This is a genomic window from Acinetobacter gandensis, assembly GCF_001678755.1.
GTDB classification, from domain to species: Bacteria; Pseudomonadota; Gammaproteobacteria; order Pseudomonadales; family Moraxellaceae; genus Acinetobacter; species Acinetobacter gandensis.
In genome coordinates this window covers 128,856-147,583 of the sequence record NZ_LZDS01000028.1, presented here as the reverse complement: position 1 = coordinate 147,583, position 18,728 = coordinate 128,856, and the positions used below count along the sequence as shown (strand labels likewise).

The window sequence follows — 18,728 nt, the reverse complement described above, 5'->3', positions numbered from 1 at the left end:
ACATTCATATGATCGATAAAAGTATAACTTCTATGACAGAAGTGCTCTCCCAAATTAAAGATGGTTCAACCATTATGATTGGTGGCTTTGGTACTGCAGGTCAACCTGCAGAGCTCATCGATGGTTTGATTGAACTTGGAATTAAAGATTTAGTGATTGTGAACAACAATGCAGGCAATGGCGATTATGGCCTGGCTAAGCTGTTAAAAGCTGGTGCTGTTCGTAAGATTATTTGCTCTTTCCCTCGTCAGTCAGACTCGTGGGTATTTGATGAACTGTACCGCGCTGGAAAGATTGAACTTGAACTTGTGCCTCAAGGTAACTTGGCTTGCCGTATTCAAGCTGCCGGCATGGGATTAGGGCCGATTTATACGCCTACTGGTTTTGGTACTTTACTGGCGGAAGGTAAACCTACACTAAATTATGAAGGTAAAGACTTTGTTTTAGAAAATCCAATCAAAGCTGATTTTGCTTTAATCAAAGCACATCAAGGCGATCGTTGGGGTAACTTGGTTTACAACAAATCTGCGCGTAATTTTGGTCCAATTATGGCAATGGCAGCAGATATCACGATTGCACAGGTCGCGGAAGTGGTTGTACTCGGTGCGCTAGATCCTGAGCACATTATTACTCCGGGAATATTTGTTCAACATATCGTTGCTGTGGGTACTAAACCACTTGAGCAATCTGCTTAAATCACGAAAGGAGTATAAAAATGAGCTATACCAAATTAAGCCGTGACCAAATTGCTGAGCGTGTTGCCCAAGACATTCCAGATGGTGCTTATGTCAACCTCGGAATTGGTTTACCAACTAAGATTTCTAATTACTTACCTTCAGATAAAGATGTTTTTTTACATTCTGAAAATGGACTTTTAGCTTTCGGACCTCCTCCGGAAGCAGGCCAAGAAGATCCTGAGTTGATTAACGCTGGCAAAGAATTCGTTACCATGCTGACGGGCGGCTGTTTTTTCCATCATGGTGACTCTTTTGCCATGATGCGTGGAGGTCATCTTGATATTGCTGTTTTAGGTGCTTTCCAAGTCGCTGAAAATGGTGACCTTGCCAACTGGCATACTGGCGCACCAGATGCGATTCCTGCAGTCGGTGGTGCTATGGACTTAGCTGTTGGCGCAAAGAAAGTATTTATCACGACTGATCATGTTACTAAAAAAGGTGAACCGAAGATTGTGGCTGAGCTGACCTATCCAGCGACAGGTCTGAAATGCGTAGATCGTATTTATACAGACCTGTGTGTGATTGATGTCACTAATGACGGTATGAAAGTGATTGAGAAAGTGGACGGCTTGTCGTTTGAAGAATTACAGTCGATGACGGGTGCAACGCTGATTGATGCGACCCATTGATAGCTTCAAATCGCCTTATAAAACATTTTTAAAATGTGTCTTAAGTTCCTTCTCCCTCTGGGAGAAGGCTAGGATGAGGGCAAAATTAAATCTACCTCTCCCTAACCCTCTCCTATCAGGAGAGGGAACTTTATAAAGAAGAGAATACATATGAAAAACGCATATATCATCGATGCTATCCGCACCCCATTTGGTCGTTATGCAGGTGGTTTAGCACCTATTCGTGCCGATGACCTAGGCGCTGTACCAATCAAAGCGCTCATGGAACGTAACTCGTCTGTGAACTTTTCAGATGTGGATGATGTCATTTACGGTTGCGCTAACCAAGCTGGTGAAGACAATCGTAATGTAGGTCGAATGTCAGCACTATTGGCAGGTGTTCCATACCAAGTCCCTGCTACCACAGTGAATCGTCTTTGTGGTTCATCACTTGATGCTGTCGCAATTGCAGCACGTGCAATTAAAGCTGGCGAAGCTGATTTAATCATTGCTGGCGGTGTTGAAAGCATGTCTCGTGCCCCTTTTGTCATGGGCAAATCTGAAACCGCATATGGCCGTAGCCAAAAACTTGAAGACACCACCATGGGCTGGCGTTTTATTAACCCAAAACTCAAAGAGTTATACGGTGTTGAAAGTATGCCGCAAACAGCTGAAAACGTGGCTGAACAGTTTAATATTAACCGTGCCGATCAAGATCAATTTGCTTTAGCAAGCCAGCAACGTACAGCCGCTGCGCAAGCAAAAGGTTTCTTCGCGAAAGAAATCATTGCGGTGACCATCCCACAGCGTAAAGGTGAACCAATTGTTGTAGATACTGACGAGCATCCACGTGCATCAACAACATTAGAAGCGTTAAATAAACTTAAGCCAGTTGTCAAAGCCGATGGTACGGTAACTGCGGGTAATGCCTCAGGCATTAATGATGGTGCAGCTGCTCTGTTAATTGCATCAGATGATGCAGTAACCAAGTATGACCTAAAACCTCGTGCCAAAATTATTGGGGCGACAGTGGTTGGTGTTGAACCGCGTATTATGGGCTTTGGGCCAGCGCCTGCTATTAAAAAACTATTGGCTCAAACAGGTCTCTCACTTGAGCAAATGGATGTTATTGAACTGAATGAAGCCTTTGCAGCACAAGCAATTGCGGTAACTCGTGATTTGGGTTTAGAAGATGGTGCGAAACACGTCAACCCTAATGGTGGTGCAATCGCAATTGGTCATCCACTTGGTGCTTCAGGTGCACGTTTGGTTACTACAGCACTCAATCAGTTGGAACAAATTGGCGGTCGATATGCGCTGTGTTCAATGTGTATCGGCGTGGGACAAGGCATTGCCTTGATTATTGAAAGAGTTTAAGGAATCCCTCCTCTTGCGGGGTTAACTCCTCACCTTTAAGAAAGGGAGGAATTTAAAAATACAAAATCGAGGATTTTCAAATGCCTAAATTTACATCTCAGGATGCTGAAATCAATTATCAAACCTTCGGTGATACCAACCATCCTGCAATTGTGTTTTCCAATTCGTTGGGTACAAAATATTCAATGTGGCAACTGCAAATTGCAGCATTGCAAAAAGACTATTATGTAGTTTGCTATGACACACGTGGTCACGGTGCGTCTTCAGCACCACAAGGCCCTTATAGCATCGATCAATTAGGTACAGATGTCATTCAATTATTAGATCATTTAAATATTAAAAAAGCGTCATTTTGTGGAATTTCTATGGGCGGCTTAACTGGTCAATGGCTTGCAATACACCACCCAGACCATTTTAATCACGTGATCGTCTGCAACACTGCTGCAAAAATTGGTCAAGCACAGGCATGGAATGAGCGTGCAGCTTTAGTACGTGAACAAGGTCTAAAACCAATTGCAGATACTGCGGCTTCTCGTTGGTTTACTGAACCCTTTATCCAAAGCAACACAGCGATTGTACAATCTTTAAGTAACGACCTTGGTGCTGGCAGCCCAGAAGGTTATGCAAGTTGCTGTGAAGCTTTGGCTAAAGCGGATGTACGTGAAGAACTTGCATCTATTGAAGTTCCTGTATTAATTATTGCAGGTCAGCAAGACCCTGTGACCACCGTTGAAGATGGTCAATACATGTTAGATCGTATTAGCAAGGCTCAATTATTTGAAATTAATGCCTCTCACATCTCAAATATTGAACAACCAGAGGCATTTAACCAAGCAGTATTAAAGTTTGTCGCGGTATAAAATTGGATAGATAGCTCAAAAGCCCGAATTAATTCGGGCTTTTTCTATGCATAACATTAGACACGCTGTAATTCGTTGATTGAAGTTCCTCTTAAACTTAGCCAATCAGCACGTCTTTTAAATAATGCTGGTGCTGCAACATTTACTTGATCAATTAATTGCTGAAGATCTGCATGCACAAGCTTTCCATTTTGCACCACAGTTCGTCCTGCAACCATAGTCATCACAACATCTTGACCCTGTACAGCATGAACTAAGTTAGTGTGCAAATTAAACAATTGACCATCATCAATCAGTGGTGTCATTCGTGGTGTAGCCGCATCAACAACAATTAAGTCAGCTTGCTTGCCCACTTCTAAAGAGCCAATTTGCTGCTGCATACCTAATGCTTTTGCGCCGAGTTGTGTTGCCATTTGACAGATAGACCATGAATCTAAAGCTGCTGCATCGAGATTAGAAAATTTCGCCAATAAAGAAGCAGTTTTCATTTCTTCAAACATATCTAAATTATTATTTTCTTTTTCCCCATCAGTTCCTAAACCAACAGCAACACCCTGCGCCAACATTTTAGTAATAGGTGCAGCACCGGATGCGAGTTTCATATTAGAAATTGGATTATGTGCAACTCCAACTTGGTAGTGTTTAAGCAAACTGATTTCATCGTCGTCTAACCAAACGCAATGCGCCAATAAGCATTTGGGTACATCAAACATCCCCAACTTTTCTAAAGTCTGTATTGGACGCATGCCATAGCGTTTTAGATTTTCCTGTACATCAAATTGACTTTCATTACTGTGCGTATGAAAGCCTGTTTGATAATCCTGACACATATTTTGAATGCGTGCTAAAGCAGATTGTTCCGCATAAAATAAATGTTCTAAGCCCACCCATACATTAATTCTTCCATTGGCTTGTTCATGCCAACGTTGAATTAGTGCTTCATTGGTCTTTAATGTTTCAAAATAATTATGATCAGGATGTTCCGCGACATAAGGCACTAAGACTGCACGTATACCAAGTTGTTTTGCGGCTTCTGCACTGCCATCCATATAGCGCCACATATCAACGATAGTGGTAGTTCCAGAAAGTAATGCTTCTGCATAGCAAAGATAGGATGCGATTTTTGCATCTTCAGGTAGCAATACCCGATGCATCGGATCAATAAACTGTTGTAACCAATCCCAAACTGGCAAACCTTCCGCAGTACCGCGTAACAAACCCGAATGACAATGCGTGTTGATTAAGCCTGGCATTAACAGTCCATTAGGGTGATGCGCATGTTCCACATGTGGATATTGCTGGATCAGTTTTTCGCGTTTATCAATAGCTGCAATCGTCTGCCCATTGACCAGTACTGCACCATCTGCAATATATTCCAAATTCTTATTCATGGTTAATACATGAGCTGCACTAATAATTTTCATTTTCGATTCCTCATTCAATGTATCAAGCATGCTTAAGGGCTAAAGGTTTTACCCAAAGATGCGGGTAAATTGAGTTTTAGATGTTTTTTGTTTCGTGAAATCAACACCAGTACCACAATCGTTGCGACATAAGGTAAGGCTGAAAGCAGCTCATTTGGTACGTTTAGACCCAACGCTTGAGCATGGAATTGTAAAATTGTCACACCACCAAATAGATATGCACCCAACATTAAACGTGTAGGTTTCCATGTCGCAAATACTACAAGTGCAATTGCAATCCAACCACGCCCTGCGACCATATTTTCAATCCACATTGGGGTATATACAGTCGATAAAAATGCACCACCAACGCCTGCCATCGCACCACCAAATAGAACTGCGCAATATCGAATGGCCAGCACGTTATAACCCATTGCATGTGCGCTTTCAGGTGACTCACCGACAGCTTTGAGTAATAAACCTAGACGTGTTTTTGTTAATACCCACCAAATCACTACAAAGGCCAACATGGATAAATACACCACATAGTTATGCTGAAATAAAATTGGCCCCAATACAGGAATTTCACTTATCAGCGGAATATTTATGCCTTCAAGTCCTGGCAAAGCCATGCTGACATAGTTCTGCCCGATAAATGCTGAAATACCGATACCAAAGATGGTTAGAGCCAAACCACAAGCGGATTGGTTGGTACTAAGAGACAAGGTAAAAAATGCGAAAATCAGTGCCATGAGTGTTCCAGCTATACCGCCAACCAATAAAGCACTGGCAACACTTGCATCGTATTGTGCAGCGAAAGCAAATCCTGCGATTGCACCAACTAACATCATGCCTTCAACCCCGAGGTTGATAACGCCTGTGCGTTCTGCGACCAACTCACCTAAACCTGCAAATATTAAAGGTGTTGCTGCTGCAATGGTTCCCGCTAAAATTGCGGTCATTTCAATACTCATATTTTATCCCTCAATTTAAGCTGTAGTTGTTTGTGCATTAGTTATACTTTTGGTTTTCTTCCGGGCAAACCGATAACGGTTTTCAATCAAAGCATCCGATGCTAAAAGGAAAAACAGTAATAAACCTTGGAAAATACCGGTAATAGCCACAGGTAATTGCAACTGCATTTGCGCCATTTCACCGCCAAGATAAATGAGCGCCATTAAAAAGCCTGAAAGCACAATTCCAATAGGATTTAAACGACCTAAATACGCCACGATAATTGCTGCATAGCCATAGCCTGGGGAGATATTTGGATTTAATTGCCCAATTGGCCCCGCCACTTCACAAATACCTGCCATACCAGCCATCAAACCTGACAAACCTAGACTTAACCAAATTGCCTTTTTAGAAGAAAAACCGGCATATTTTGCTGCTAATGGTGCTTGACCACTCACTTCCAATTTATAGGCTGTCAAACTTTTTCGAACAAATATCCAAAACAACGCTACGGCAAAAAACGTAAGAAAAATTGAAGCATTGACGCGAGTGCCTTCCCAAATTAAAGGCAATGTTGCACTCTCTGAAAACATGACAGATTGAGGAAAATTCATACCATCTGGATCACGCCAAGGACCATTAACGAGATACAGCAATACAAAAAGCGCCACGTAGTTCATCATCAATGTTGTCAGTGTTTCTTCGGCATTAAAATGCGTTTTTAACAGTGCTGGAATGAGCCCCCATAATGCCCCACCAATAGCTCCCATCACGATCATCAATGGTAGAATCAACCACCCGATTTGTTCATGAAATAAAATGGCAATACCACCGCCAAATATTGCTCCCATAGTGAGCTGACCTTCTGCACCAATGTTGAATAATTTGGCACGAAAACCAATAGCTAACCCTAATGCAATCAGGATCAATGGTGATGCCTTAATTGCTAATTCACTTAAACTGTAAATGGAGGTTAATGGCTCTATAAAGAAGATATATAAAGCATTGAGCGGGTCTACGCCCAAGGCTAAAAATAGTAAGCTGCCTACCACCAACATTGCCAATAAAGCAATGATGGGAGAAAGCCATTTCATTATTTGAGAGGGATGCTCTCTAGGTTCTAATAAATGCATGGTGTCACCTTTTCATTGCTAGGCATGTGCCTGATTAAGCGTTAGTTTTTGATTCAGTTGAGTGGGAGATGTAATGCCAGACATCAATAAACCAATTTGTTCTGCATTGGTTTCTGAGGTTTTCATTGGTTGAGAGAGCTTTCCTGCCGCTAGAACACAGATTCGATCAGAGATTTCAAATAATTCTTCTAACTCTTCTGAAATCACTAAAATGGCAACTCCTTGACGTGATAAGTCGATTAAGGTCTGTCGAATAAACATTGCTGCACCTACATCCACCCCCCAAGTCGGTTGTGACACTATGAGTACTTTGGGGTGTTGTAAGATTTCACGTCCAACAATAAATTTTTGTAAGTTACCACCTGATAATGAGCGTGCTTCAGCATTTGCACCTGAAGCTTTTACCCCAAACTTTTCTATACATAACTCAGCAAAATCACGTGATTTATCAAAATTAATTAGGCCAAATTTTGTGAGCCCCTTACGGAATGCCGTTAATAAGGCATTTTGTGACAAACTCATATTGGGTACTGCACCACGTCCCAAACGTTCTTCTGGCACAAAGCCCAACCCTAAGTCACGACGTAAACCAGCACTTTGTTTAGAAATATCTTCACTCTTCAGTCGTATAACACCCTGTTTAGTCGCTTCTTCACCTGAAAGTAAAGACAGCAACTCTGCTTGACCATTCCCTGAAATACCTGCAATACCGACAATTTCACCACCATATAAATCCAGTTGAATATCACTTAGCGATACACCAAATGGATCGTCTGAATGAAAATCTAAATGTTCAACACTCAATAATTTTTCTTTATTTCCGTTAAAGTCTGCGTGTACATAAGTTGGTAACTCACGGCCAATCATCAATCGTGCTAAATCACTGGTGGATTGCTCTTTCGGATATACATGTCCAGTGACTTCGCCATTTCGCAAAATAGTTGCTTCATCACATAGAGACTTAATTTCATGTAATTTATGGCTGATATATAAAATTGAAACACCTTGTGAAGCCAATAATCTGAGGGTCTTAAAAAGTTGCTGGACGGCTTGCGGAGTGAGTACGGAGGTCGGTTCATCCAAAATTAATAGTGAGGGGTTTTGCAGTAGGCAGCGAATAATCTCAACGCGTTGTCTTTCACCTACCGACAAAGAAAATACTTCACGACGTGGATCTACACTTAAACCATATTGTTCTGAAACTTGAATGATTCGTTCATGTAACTGCTTTAAATCAACTTTTTCGTCTAGACCTAATAAAATATTTTCTGCGACAGTTAAGGTTTCAAATAAAGAAAAATGCTGATATACCATCCCGATGCCTAGTTTGCGTGCAGAAGATGGACTGTCGATTTGTACTTCTTTTCCATTCCAAATCATTTGACCTTCATCTGACTTGGTCGCACCATAAATGATCTTCATTAAGGTACTTTTGCCTGCACCATTTTCACCTAAAATGGCGTGTATTTGCCCCGGATGGACTTTCAAATGTATTTGGTGATTGGCTTTTAGTGAGTTATAACTTTTGCAAATATTGACAAGCTCAAGACGTGGAATACTAGGGCTTAGCCCCGCTCGTTCCAGTTCGTTTGCGTGTTCTTGAAATGCATTCATAACTTAAGCTCTCTTCAACTAAAACTAGGATGAATAGCTAAAGCCCTTTTAGGCCTTAGCCAGATAGATGATTTGACTAAAATTATTTAGGCAGCGAGCCCTCTACGCCTTTAACGTAGTAATTCATTTTGCTTAAGTCTGCATCCGACATGGTTTTCCCTTGAGCTAAAGCTAAACTCCCATCTTGTTTGTATACAGGCCCAGTAAATGGGTGCAATGTTCCTTTATGAATTGCAGTTTGTACGTTGATAGCTTTTTGTTTCACTGCTGGTGCTAGAAATGGTGCAAATGCTTCAATTTTTACAGCGTCTTGTTTGACCCCGTACCAAATTGCACTTGGTTTCCAAGTTTTATTGACCACTTGCTGCATTACAGGAGTGTAAATTTTTTCCCAATGTAGTACTGAAGCAGCCAGCTGTGCTTTCGGTCCAAATTTACTCATGTCTGAGTCCCAACCAAAGGCCCAGACGCCTTTTTGCTGAGCGGCTTGGACAACAGCGGGTGAATCGGTGTTCTGCATTAACACATCCGCTTTTTGTGAAATTAATGCCAGTGCTGCATCACGTTCTTTACCAGGGTTAAACCATGAATTGACCCAAATAACTTTGGTTTTAATCTTTGGATTTACACTTTGCGCACCGCGAGTATAGGCATTAATGTTTCGGATCACTTCTGGAATTGGGAACGAACCAACTACGCCAAGCGTATTGCTCTTGGTTTGTTGACCTGCAACAACTCCGAGCATATAAGCACCTTCATAAGTTCGAACGTCATATACACCTAAGTTTTTACCCTGCTTATACCCAGTTGCATGCATGAATACGGTATTGGGAAATTGCTTCGCGACTTTTTCCATTTGGTTCATATAACCGAAAGAAGTACCGAAAATAACTTTGTTCCCTTGCTGCGCTAAATTACGAATCACACGCTCTGCATCGGCAGTTTCAGGTACATTTTCAATATGTGAAGTCTTATATTTTCCAGCCAAAGCTTTTTCTGCTTTGATACGCCCCTGATCATGTGAATAAGTCCAACCATGGTCACTTGTTGGACCAATATAGACAAATGCTGCTTTATCTGCGGCTTGAGTCGTCGATACTAAACCCGCACCAAATAGACCGACTGTACTCAGTACAACCGCAATCTTTTTTAATTGAGTCACGAGATTGGTTTTCTTTTGCATATTATTGCTCCACTTGCAATCTTGCATTTCTATTAATCACTTTAAATAAAATAGGAATACTGGTTTAATTTCTTTAACGCTTTCTATGGATTAGCAAGTTTCATTCCAATCTTTATAAAAAATTAGAACATCATGCATTTAAAATGTTTTTTAAATTATTTTATCGCTATTTAGTTATTTTCATTATTAAACTTTTTATCATTATCTAATTTTAATTCTTAGATTATTTTTATTTGATTAAAGAGTTTTATTGGTGTGCATATTTAAATAAAAATTGCTTTATTTTGGATCATTTTTTCTATTTATTTGAAATAAAAAAAGCCCTACCGAGCTTAATGTAGGGCCTATAAAAGGTAACTTAAAATTCATTTCAAACTGTCAAAGCCTCGACACCTTTTTGCTCTTCTTGGCTTAAGTCATAAGCGCGTTGGTACATTTGCTCCATATGCTCGCCAGCAGTGCAAGGCGTATAGCGATACTGTTCGCCTACTTTTACAGTGCCGGGAAGCGCATTAATTGGCGTCATATAGTTCGGACCAAAAAAGAATGGAATCGAATACCTAGACTGACCTTTAGAAAATAAATTACGAACACGATGTGGATTAGATTTAAATAAATCATTGCTCCAACGCGGAATCAGATCGCCTAAATTCACAATAAACGTGCCATCAATGGGTGGCGCTGCTACCCAAGTCCCATCAGGTAAGCAGACTTCCAATCCACCACATGTGTCTTGCGCTAAAATTGTGATTGATCCCCAATCGGTATGTGCACCAACACCGTAGCTATATTCATCTGCATCGACTGGATGTGGCGGGTAACAGAGCATTTTTAGTGTGATCATCGGATCATGGCAGCATTCATCAAAATATTGTTCATCTAGTGACAATGACAACGCCAGTAATTGCATGATGCGCTGTGCTAAACCACTGAATTGCTCGATATATTCCTGACAATATTGTTCCATCGCAGGAACTTCTGCACTCGGCCACTGGTTAATACCATAGCCTTGATATTTCGCTAAAACATAGGGATGATCTTTAGGATAATTTTTGCCGCAGTAAAAACCTTCTTTAATATCGGGCTTGCCGATGTAGTCAGATTTCTGAGCTGCCAATTGTTCAAAACCAAGATGGCTAGCATTCAAGCTCTGATCGTATTTGAGTTTAGTACTCAGAGGTAAGTTAAAAATTTCTTCAGCAAGCGCAAATTGTCGTTCAATAATTTCTTTTGCTATGCCATGGTTCTTAACATAAAAAAATCCAGAGCTGGTTGCAGCTTGATGGAGTTGATGCACAACCGCTTGAATATTTTTGGATTCTGGTGCCAATGCTGTGGCTAAATCAATAACTGGAATACTCATAACACCGCTAAACCTTAGTCTATATTTATGAGAGAGTTTTATGCTGATACTGCATAAAACTCATGGTGAATCATATTGAATAGTGAGTTAAAAAATAGTGATTACTTAGGTAAAGCACCTTCGACACCTTTTACGTAATAGTTCATTTTAGACAGATCTATATCGGTCAAAGTTTTGCCCTTAGCTACCAATAAACTACCATCTTGTTTATAAATTGGGCCTGCAAATGGATGAATTGTCCCTTTATGCAATGCATCTCGAACGGATAGCGCTTTGCTCTTCATTGCCGCAGTACTACTTGGCCCAAAGTTTTCAATATTGACTGCACTTTGTTTTACACCGTATTTAATCGCTGAGGGTTTCCACGTTTTTGCATTAACCTGTTTCATTACAGGTTCATAGATTTTTTCCCAGTGTAAAACAGCTGCGGCTAAATGAGCTTTGGGTCCAAATTTACTCATATCTGAGTTCCAACCAAAAGCATAAACCCCTTTTTGTTCAGCAGCTTGGACGACTGCTGGTGAGTCTGTATTTTGCATTAATACATCCGCTTTTTGTGCAATCAGCGCCATTGCTGCTTCACGCTCTTTGCCCGGGTTAAACCATGTATTTGCCCAAATGACTTTGGTTTTAATTTTAGGATTTACACTTTGTGCACCCAAGGTATAGGCATTGATGTTACGCACAACTTCTGGGATTGGAAATGAAGCCACGACCCCAATGGTATTGGTCTTGGTTTTTTGACCTGCGACCACACCCAACATGTATGCACCTTCATACGTTCGCAGTTCATATACCCCTAAGTTTTTACCTTGCTTATAGCCTGTAGCATGCATAAAAACAGTATTTGGAAATTGTTTGGCTACTTTTTCCATCGAGTTCATATAGCCAAAAGACGTACCAAAAATCACTTTATTACCTTGCTGTGCCAAGTTACGAATGACGCGTTCTGCATCAGCAGTTTCAGGTACATTTTCAAGATAAGAGGTTTTAAATTTGCCTGCCAAAGCTTTATCCGCCTTGATACGACCTTGTTCGTGTGAGTATGACCAACCGTGATCACTAGTAGGCCCTAAATAAACAAAGGCTGCTTTTTCGACGGCATAGGATGAACTAATCCCAACAAAACTCACTGTAGAAAATACTAGAAGTGTTTTGACAAATTTATTTAATTTAAAACTCATTTTATTCCCCACAGTAATATCAATTTAAACCATTTCATATATGCAAAGTTTGATAATTTAAATCATATTAAATACGCGTTATTTAAATGAAATATTTAAAGAAAAACCTTTATATAACAACTAAACACAATTTAATTACGTAAAAGAAGATATTATTTTATAGAAATATTATCTATATTCTTTAATATTGATCTCATACCTCTAAATAAGTGCCTAATCAGTATTCGCCTGATAATCAATAAATAGGCGGATTTAACTGTTTCGTCTATTGCTTAGTTTTGTATTGTTTTTTCTAAAAATTAGAACACCTACATAGTGCCAAATATAAGTTATTGTTTAATAACATCTTTATAAGAATTAAAACTCTGCTAAATTTTGCAAAAAAGCTTTATATAGTTTTGCATGGTATGGATATTGCTCAAATACGATGGATATTGAACATAAAGAGACAGTTATGCGTTGTATTTGGATTAAAAATCCACTGGCGGTATTTACCGCAAATGAACATGATGCCCGTGGTGGCATACTCATATCAGATGGCAAAATTATAGAACTAGTTGCTCTCAATGCTTTGCCAACTCTACCCTATGACGAAGTTTTTGATGCAAAAGATTTAGTAATATTGCCAGGCCTGATCAACAGCCATCATCATTTTTATCAAACCCTTACCCGTGCTTGGGCACCTGTGGTAAATGCACCATTATTTCCGTGGTTAAAAACTTTGTATCCCGTTTGGGCAAAACTGAACCCTGAACAGTTGCATTTGGCCACGCAAGTTGCATTGTCAGAATTACTGCTCTCAGGCTGTACCTTTGCTGCCGATCATCATTATCTCTTTCCGAACCAATTAAGCCATGCCATTGACGTACAAGTTGAAGCATCAAAAGATCTAGGTCTACGTGTCATGCTCACTCGAGGCTCGATGAGTTTAGGTGAAGATGCTGGTGGGCTTCCGCCACAGCATACCGTGCAAGATATGGATAGCATTTTGAAAGATTCTGAACGTCTCATTCATCGCTATCATCAACGGACTGATGATGCGATGATCAATATTGCACTCGCGCCATGTTCCCCTTTTTCAGTCACACCTAACATTATGCGTGAAAGTGCAAAATTGGCTGATGAACTGGATGTTCGACTACATACACATTTGGCAGAAACACTAGATGAAGAAAATTTTTGCTTAGAAATGTTTGGTATGCGTACCGTTGATTATTTAGAAAGCGTAGGCTGGCTAAATTCACGAACTTGGCTTGCGCATGGTATTCATTTTAATGCAGATGAAATTCAACGATTAGGTCAGGCACAGGTTGGTATTTGTCACTGCCCACATTCCAATATGCGTCTTGCTTCAGGGATCTGCCCAACATTAGATTTAATGCATGCTGGCAGTACTATTGGCTTAGGTGTCGATGGTTCAGCCTCAGGTGACGCATCAAACTTAATATTAGAAGCACGCCAAGCCATGTATTTGCAACGCTTGAAATATGGTGCAGAAGTTATCACGCCTGAACTGGCCTTAAAATGGGCGACCCAAGGCTCAGCACAATTATTAGGCCGTGAGAAACATTTAGGTCAAATCGCAGAAGGCTTTCAAGCTGACCTCGCAATGTACCGTTTAGATGATATCCGTTTCTCTGGTACACATGATCCAATTGCGGCGTTGTTGCTTTGTGGTGCAGACCGAGCTGAACATGTCATGGTCAACGGAAAATGGGTCGTAAAAGCTCAGCAATTGGTCAATCTTGATTTAGAAGAACTATTGGTAAAACACCGTCAGGCAGCAAAAGACCTGCTTGCAGCATAAATCGCATTTTCGTTTAAATCTTAGAATTAAAAAAAGACCGAAGTATTGGAGTCCTTCGGTCAAAACTGAGACATAAGCTTCACAATGCAATATTTAAGTTAGCAATATTTTAAATAGTGAACATATTTAAGCAACATGCATATCGATAATACCCTTAACTCTTAAAGCATCTAATTCATGTGCATTGCGATAACGCGATAAAATTTGCGTAGTATGTTCACCCAACTGCGGCGGAGCATGACGATATTCAACCGGTGTATCTGAGAGTTTCATCGGTGAACCAATCACTTTAAATTCAGGGTTAAGTGCATGTGGAATATTCACCACCATTTCACGATGCTGAATTTGTGGTTCTGCCAGTGCATCTTCTATTGAGTTGATTACACCAACAGGTACTTTCACAGCATGTATTGCACTGACCCAGTCCTGAGCATTTTTCTGCAAGAAAAAGTTGGAGAGTAACGGTATTAGTATCTCTCGATGTTTAACTCGGTCTTGATTGCGTAGAAAACGTGTATCTTCTAATAATTCAGCATAGCCAATTGCAATGCAGAGATCCTTAAACTGTTTGTCGTTCCCGCAAGCAATAATAAATTCTTTATCTTTGGCTTTAAATGTTTGATAAGGCACAATATTGGGGTGTTTATTACCCATTCGTTTTGGCGAGTGGCCAGAGGTTAAATAATTCATACCTTGATTGGCCAAAGCTGCGACCTGTACATCTAGCAATGACATATCAATATACTGCCCACGTCCAGTATGCTGTCTTGCCAATAACGCTGCTTGAATCGCGATAGTAGAATATAAACCTGTTTGAATATCAACGACAGCAACGCCCACCTTTTGTGCACCACCGCCAACCACATCGTCAGATTCACCTGTGATACTCATTAAACCTGACATACCTTGAATAATAAAATCATAGCCTGGTTCTTCGGCACGTGGACCATCTTGACCAAAGCCTGTAATCGAACAATAAACCAAATTTGGATTTAGCGCACTCAGTGACGCATAATCCAAACCATATTTTACTAATGATCCTGCTTTGTAGTTTTCAATGACTACATCTGCAGTCATTGCAATTTCCCGAACTAAGGCTTGTCCTTCATCGCTGGCAATATCAATCGCTACAGAATATTTGTTCCGATTCGCACATTGATAGTAGCCCGATTCTTTTGTTGCCTGTCCTTGCTGATTTGGCATCCAAGGTGGGCCCCACATACGTGTATCATCACCGACTTGGGGGCGTTCAATTTTAATAACTTCAGCACCTAAATCCGCCAATATTTGCCCGCACCATGGCCCTGCTAATACACGGCTTAAATCTAGTACACGTATTCCTTTTAATGCACCCATTTTCTACTCCTTCTGTGCCATCACTGAGCTGCGATGGCACATACTGATTACTTCATTATTTTTTTATTTCGCGGTGGCTGGTTTTGCTTCTTTAGCATCACTTTCAGTGGCATTAACATCCATTGCTGCCAGTTTTTCTTTTTCAGCATCAGATGAAAGTGTTGCCTGCTGCGGATCGAACTGACGTTCACGGATAAAGAAGCCTGGGATTACACCAGCAATAAAGTACGCTGCGCCCATCACAATAAATGCCATGGTGAATGATCCACCTGCCGCAATGAAACCAATGGTTGCTGGTGCAATGGCTGCGCCCAAGCGTCCCATGTTATATGCACCGCCAATTGCAGTACCACGAACATCTGTTGAGAAGCTTTCTGCCATATAGGTTGCATTGACACCGTATGGAATGCCGTACAAGAAGCCAAAGGTCACCAATAAATATGCAATGTTACTTGGCGTGTTATAGAAAATGATGATTGGTAAAAATGCTGCCGTTGCCACAGTACCAAATACAAAGGTAATACGGCGTCCAAATTTATCCGCGGCATAACCTGCTAGGATTTTACCCAAAATCATTGCGGTATATGCACCGACCATATAACCGGTCATGGCTTTAAAGTTCATGCTCAGTTCGGTTTCTAAATAGGTCGGCATCCAATTGTTTACGCCATAATAGCCAAACTGTAAAAATGCAGCTGTCGACATCCACAATAAGAACATTTTACGGTGATTAGTATGACCAAAAATTCGCTTATAAATACTCTCTGAAGGTGCTTGGCTAACTGTAGTCTGATCAGTTTGCAAGGTTTCAGCACCAAGTTCACGACGTTTAATTTGCTCAATTTTCGCTTCTTGCCATGACTTCGGCTCTGGGACAAAACGCATGAAGAACAGCGCAAATGCCGCAGGAATAATGGTCACATAAAACAACATGCGCCAGCCATGATCTGGAATAATCGCACCTGCCATTAAGGTCGCCACGATATAACCAACGGTTTGCCCCGTTTGAAGTGTACCCAATACGGTTGTACGGTACTTGGTTGGTACATATTCAGCCATCAGGGTATTACACGCCATATACAGTGAACCCAGACCAAAAGCACCAATAAAACGGAGAATTAAAAACTGTTCATAACTTTGAGTGAAACCCAAAATACACGTCATGATGGAGAAAAACACCACTGACCATGCAATCGTTTTTACCCGACCATATTTATCACAGGCCCAACCACCTGAAATACCACCTAAAGCCATACCAGCAAGTGATGAACTACCAAGCATACCTGCTTGAAAAGTAGATAAACCAAATTCTGCTTTTAGACTTGTAAGACTAAAAGACAGCAACATAATATCCACGCCATCAATCACTAAGGAAATAAAGGCAAAAATAAAAGCCATTTTCCATGTATTACTGGTAATACGATGCATTGTGCCGACGTTAGACGGCAATTTGAGCGTTCCTGCTCCGTGTTGCATATCGTTATTCATGTTCCTTGTTCCTCATTTTCCCAAATGAGTCATCGGCATTCCTATGTCTGCACATTTGCCTAATTTTCTTATTTTTATCTCAACTCAGAGGCCTACTGCACAGCTTTACAAGAGTGTTTCACGATGAATCCTTTATCGATTAATATAATTTTCAAGCAATATTTGCCGAGAGTGCTCTGATATGAGCACTCATTTCAATATGACTTATGGGTTATAAAGCTGGATTAATTACCAAATGCGGCAATTCCAGTTTGAGCGCGCCCTAAGATTAAAGCATGCACATCATGCGTACCTTCATAGGTGTTTACGACTTCAAGATTGACCAAATGACGTGCCACACCAAATTCGTCTGAAATGCCATTACCGCCCATCATGTCTCGTGCCACACGCGCAATATCCAAGGCTTTACCGCAATTATTACGTTTAATCAGTGAAGTGCCTTCAACAGCTGCAATACCTTCATCTTTCATACGACCGAAGCGTAAAGCTGCCTGTAAACCCAGCGCAATTTCAGTTTGCATATCTGCCAATTTCTTTTGAATCAATTGATTTGCAGCTAATGGGCGGCCAAATTGTTTACGGTCCATGGTGTATTGATGTGCAGTGTGCCAGCAAAATTCTGCAGCCCCCATTGCACCCCAAGCAATGCCATAACGTGCGCTGTTTAAACAGGTAAATGGCCCTTTTAAACCACGTACTTCAGGGAAAGCGTTTTCTTCAGGGACAAATACATTGTCCATAACGATTTCACCAGTAATAGATGCGCGTAAGCCAACTTTACCGTGTATCGCAGGTGCAGATAGCCCTTCCCAGCCTTTTTCTAAAATAAAGCCACGAATATCACCAACATTACCTTCCGCGGAAACTTCTTTAGCCCACACCACAAATACATCCGCAATTGGGCTATTGGTAATCCACATTTTTGCGCCTGTTAAGCGATAGCCGCCATCGACCTTTTTAGCACGACTAATCATACTACCGGGGTCAGAGCCATGATCAGGTTCTGTTAAACCAAAGCAACCAATGTATTCACCTGTCGCTAATTTTGGTAAATATTTTTGTTTTTGTTCTTCTGAACCAAATTCATTAATTGGTACCATCACCAAAGAACTTTGTACGCTTGCCATTGAGCGATAGCCTGAATCAACATATTCAATTTCACGTGCCACTAAACCATAACTAACATAATTTAATCCTGCACCACCATATTGCTCAGGAATTGTTGGACCCAGTAAGCCAAGTTCGCCCATTTCACGGAAAATAGCAGGATCAGTTTTTTCATGACGGAATTGATCAAGTACACGTGGTTGTAAACGGTCTTGGCAATACGCATGCGCTGTATCGCGAATCATGCGTTCTTCTTCGCTTAATTGTAATTCCAACAGAAATGGATCTTTCCAGTTAAATTGTGCTTTTGTCACTTTTTTCGTATTTACCATTTGATTCATAGCTTCCTCTGCATGAATGAGTTCTGTTTGTTTTACTCGATGCTAGGGCTGAAAATGGAATCAATCAAACGAGTAATTTGCATACAGATATGCACATTACGCATAACTAGGTTCAAAAAAGTGACTAAAATCAACTTTTACACACCCTAAAATGTAGTATTCGCATATATTAAGACCATGGTCGAATATGCGTAGATGTACGCTATGGCAATG

The 18,728-nt window shown here is 40.7% G+C and carries 15 protein-coding genes; 5 read left to right on the top strand and 10 right to left on the bottom strand.

All coding sequences use genetic code 11. From position 1 onward, the window contains the following. Positions 1 to 8 precede the first annotated feature (8 nt). From A9J31_RS12990 to pcaD, 4 genes are all read left to right on the top strand, one after another. Positions 9 to 695 (top strand): 3-oxoacid CoA-transferase subunit A, encoded by a 687-nt coding sequence (locus A9J31_RS12990; RefSeq protein WP_067766698.1) that lies wholly within the window; start codon positions 9 to 11, stop codon positions 693 to 695. A 20-nt stretch (positions 696 to 715) separates the two neighbouring features. Further along, positions 716 to 1,366 (top strand): 3-oxoacid CoA-transferase subunit B, encoded by a 651-nt coding sequence (locus A9J31_RS12985; protein ID WP_067766695.1) that lies wholly within the window; start codon positions 716 to 718, stop codon positions 1,364 to 1,366. Positions 1,367 to 1,516: 150 nt separating this feature from the next. Beyond that, positions 1,517 to 2,722 (top strand): 3-oxoadipyl-CoA thiolase, encoded by a 1,206-nt coding sequence (pcaF, locus tag A9J31_RS12980; protein WP_067766692.1) that lies wholly within the window; start codon positions 1,517 to 1,519, stop codon positions 2,720 to 2,722. Positions 2,723 to 2,802: 80 nt separating this feature from the next. Beyond that, positions 2,803 to 3,582 carry a 3-oxoadipate enol-lactonase gene (gene pcaD, locus A9J31_RS12975; RefSeq protein WP_067766689.1) on the top strand — a complete coding sequence of 260 codons (780 nt, stop codon included), beginning with the start codon at positions 2,803 to 2,805 and terminating at the stop codon, positions 3,580 to 3,582. Positions 3,583 to 3,638: 56 nt separating this feature from the next. Here the strand turns inward: pcaD and A9J31_RS12970 are convergent, their stop codons facing one another. From A9J31_RS12970 to A9J31_RS12940, 7 genes are all read right to left on the bottom strand, one after another. After that, on the bottom strand, positions 3,639 to 5,006 hold the full coding sequence (locus A9J31_RS12970) for an amidohydrolase family protein (RefSeq protein ID WP_067767008.1): 1,368 nt from the start codon (positions 5,004 to 5,006) through the stop codon (positions 3,639 to 3,641). Between the two features lie 32 nt (positions 5,007 to 5,038). Then, a complete protein-coding gene (locus A9J31_RS12965; protein WP_067766686.1) occupies positions 5,039 to 5,959 on the bottom strand; it encodes an ABC transporter permease in 921 nt (306 codons plus the stop codon). A 15-nt stretch (positions 5,960 to 5,974) separates the two neighbouring features. Beyond that, positions 5,975 to 7,072 carry an ABC transporter permease gene (locus tag A9J31_RS12960; protein WP_067766683.1) on the bottom strand — a complete coding sequence of 366 codons (1,098 nt, stop codon included), beginning with the start codon at positions 7,070 to 7,072 and terminating at the stop codon, positions 5,975 to 5,977. An 18-nt stretch (positions 7,073 to 7,090) separates the two neighbouring features. Next, a complete protein-coding gene (locus A9J31_RS12955) occupies positions 7,091 to 8,686 on the bottom strand; it encodes an ABC transporter ATP-binding protein (protein WP_067766680.1) in 1,596 nt (531 codons plus the stop codon). Positions 8,687 to 8,768: 82 nt separating this feature from the next. Next, complete coding sequence (locus A9J31_RS12950; protein ID WP_067766675.1) at positions 8,769 to 9,869, bottom strand: BMP family ABC transporter substrate-binding protein; 1,101 nt, start codon at positions 9,867 to 9,869, stop codon at positions 8,769 to 8,771. Between the two features lie 370 nt (positions 9,870 to 10,239). Further along, complete coding sequence (locus A9J31_RS12945; protein WP_067766673.1) at positions 10,240 to 11,232, bottom strand: isopenicillin N synthase family dioxygenase; 993 nt, start codon at positions 11,230 to 11,232, stop codon at positions 10,240 to 10,242. 101 nt (positions 11,233 to 11,333) lie between these two features. Next, positions 11,334 to 12,428, bottom strand: coding sequence for a BMP family ABC transporter substrate-binding protein (locus A9J31_RS12940; protein WP_425394352.1), 1,095 nt, complete (start codon positions 12,426 to 12,428; stop codon positions 11,334 to 11,336). A gap of 442 nt (positions 12,429 to 12,870) precedes the next feature. On the opposite strand from A9J31_RS12940, the gene A9J31_RS12935 reads away from it, so the two are divergent. Beyond that, entirely contained in the window at positions 12,871 to 14,223 is a 1,353-nt protein-coding gene (locus A9J31_RS12935) for an 8-oxoguanine deaminase (RefSeq protein ID WP_067767005.1), read from the top strand. A 126-nt stretch (positions 14,224 to 14,349) separates the two neighbouring features. Here the strand turns inward: A9J31_RS12935 and A9J31_RS12930 are convergent, their stop codons facing one another. From A9J31_RS12930 to A9J31_RS12920, 3 genes are all read right to left on the bottom strand, one after another. Further along, positions 14,350 to 15,579 (bottom strand): CaiB/BaiF CoA transferase family protein, encoded by a 1,230-nt coding sequence (locus A9J31_RS12930; protein WP_067766667.1) that lies wholly within the window; start codon positions 15,577 to 15,579, stop codon positions 14,350 to 14,352. A 63-nt stretch (positions 15,580 to 15,642) separates the two neighbouring features. Further along, on the bottom strand, positions 15,643 to 17,067 hold the full coding sequence (locus tag A9J31_RS12925; RefSeq protein ID WP_067766664.1) for an MFS transporter: 1,425 nt from the start codon (positions 17,065 to 17,067) through the stop codon (positions 15,643 to 15,645). 224 nt (positions 17,068 to 17,291) lie between these two features. Continuing rightward, a complete protein-coding gene (locus A9J31_RS12920) occupies positions 17,292 to 18,515 on the bottom strand; it encodes an acyl-CoA dehydrogenase (protein WP_067766661.1) in 1,224 nt (407 codons plus the stop codon). Positions 18,516 to 18,728 lie beyond the last annotated feature (213 nt).

Bases quoted from the DNA above. Each gene is read 5' to 3' on its own strand.
- A9J31_RS12990 (WP_067766698.1), top strand. From the start codon at position 9: ATGATCGATAAAAGTATAACTTCTATGACAGAAGTGCTCTCCCAAATT.
- A9J31_RS12985 (WP_067766695.1), top strand. From the start codon at position 716: ATGAGCTATACCAAATTAAGCCGTGACCAAATTGCTGAGCGTGTTGCC.
- pcaF (WP_067766692.1), top strand. From the start codon at position 1,517: ATGAAAAACGCATATATCATCGATGCTATCCGCACCCCATTTGGTCGT.
- pcaD (WP_067766689.1), top strand. From the start codon at position 2,803: ATGCCTAAATTTACATCTCAGGATGCTGAAATCAATTATCAAACCTTC.
- A9J31_RS12970 (WP_067767008.1), bottom strand. From the start codon at position 5,006: ATGAAAATTATTAGTGCAGCTCATGTATTAACCATGAATAAGAATTTG.
- A9J31_RS12965 (WP_067766686.1), bottom strand. From the start codon at position 5,959: ATGAGTATTGAAATGACCGCAATTTTAGCGGGAACCATTGCAGCAGCA.
- A9J31_RS12960 (WP_067766683.1), bottom strand. From the start codon at position 7,072: ATGCATTTATTAGAACCTAGAGAGCATCCCTCTCAAATAATGAAATGG.
- A9J31_RS12955 (WP_067766680.1), bottom strand. From the start codon at position 8,686: ATGAATGCATTTCAAGAACACGCAAACGAACTGGAACGAGCGGGGCTA.
- A9J31_RS12950 (WP_067766675.1), bottom strand. From the start codon at position 9,869: ATGCAAAAGAAAACCAATCTCGTGACTCAATTAAAAAAGATTGCGGTT.
- A9J31_RS12945 (WP_067766673.1), bottom strand. From the start codon at position 11,232: ATGAGTATTCCAGTTATTGATTTAGCCACAGCATTGGCACCAGAATCC.
- A9J31_RS12935 (WP_067767005.1), top strand. From the start codon at position 12,871: ATGCGTTGTATTTGGATTAAAAATCCACTGGCGGTATTTACCGCAAAT.
- A9J31_RS12930 (WP_067766667.1), bottom strand. From the start codon at position 15,579: ATGGGTGCATTAAAAGGAATACGTGTACTAGATTTAAGCCGTGTATTA.
- A9J31_RS12925 (WP_067766664.1), bottom strand. From the start codon at position 17,067: ATGAATAACGATATGCAACACGGAGCAGGAACGCTCAAATTGCCGTCT.
- A9J31_RS12920 (WP_067766661.1), bottom strand. From the start codon at position 18,515: ATGAATCAAATGGTAAATACGAAAAAAGTGACAAAAGCACAATTTAAC.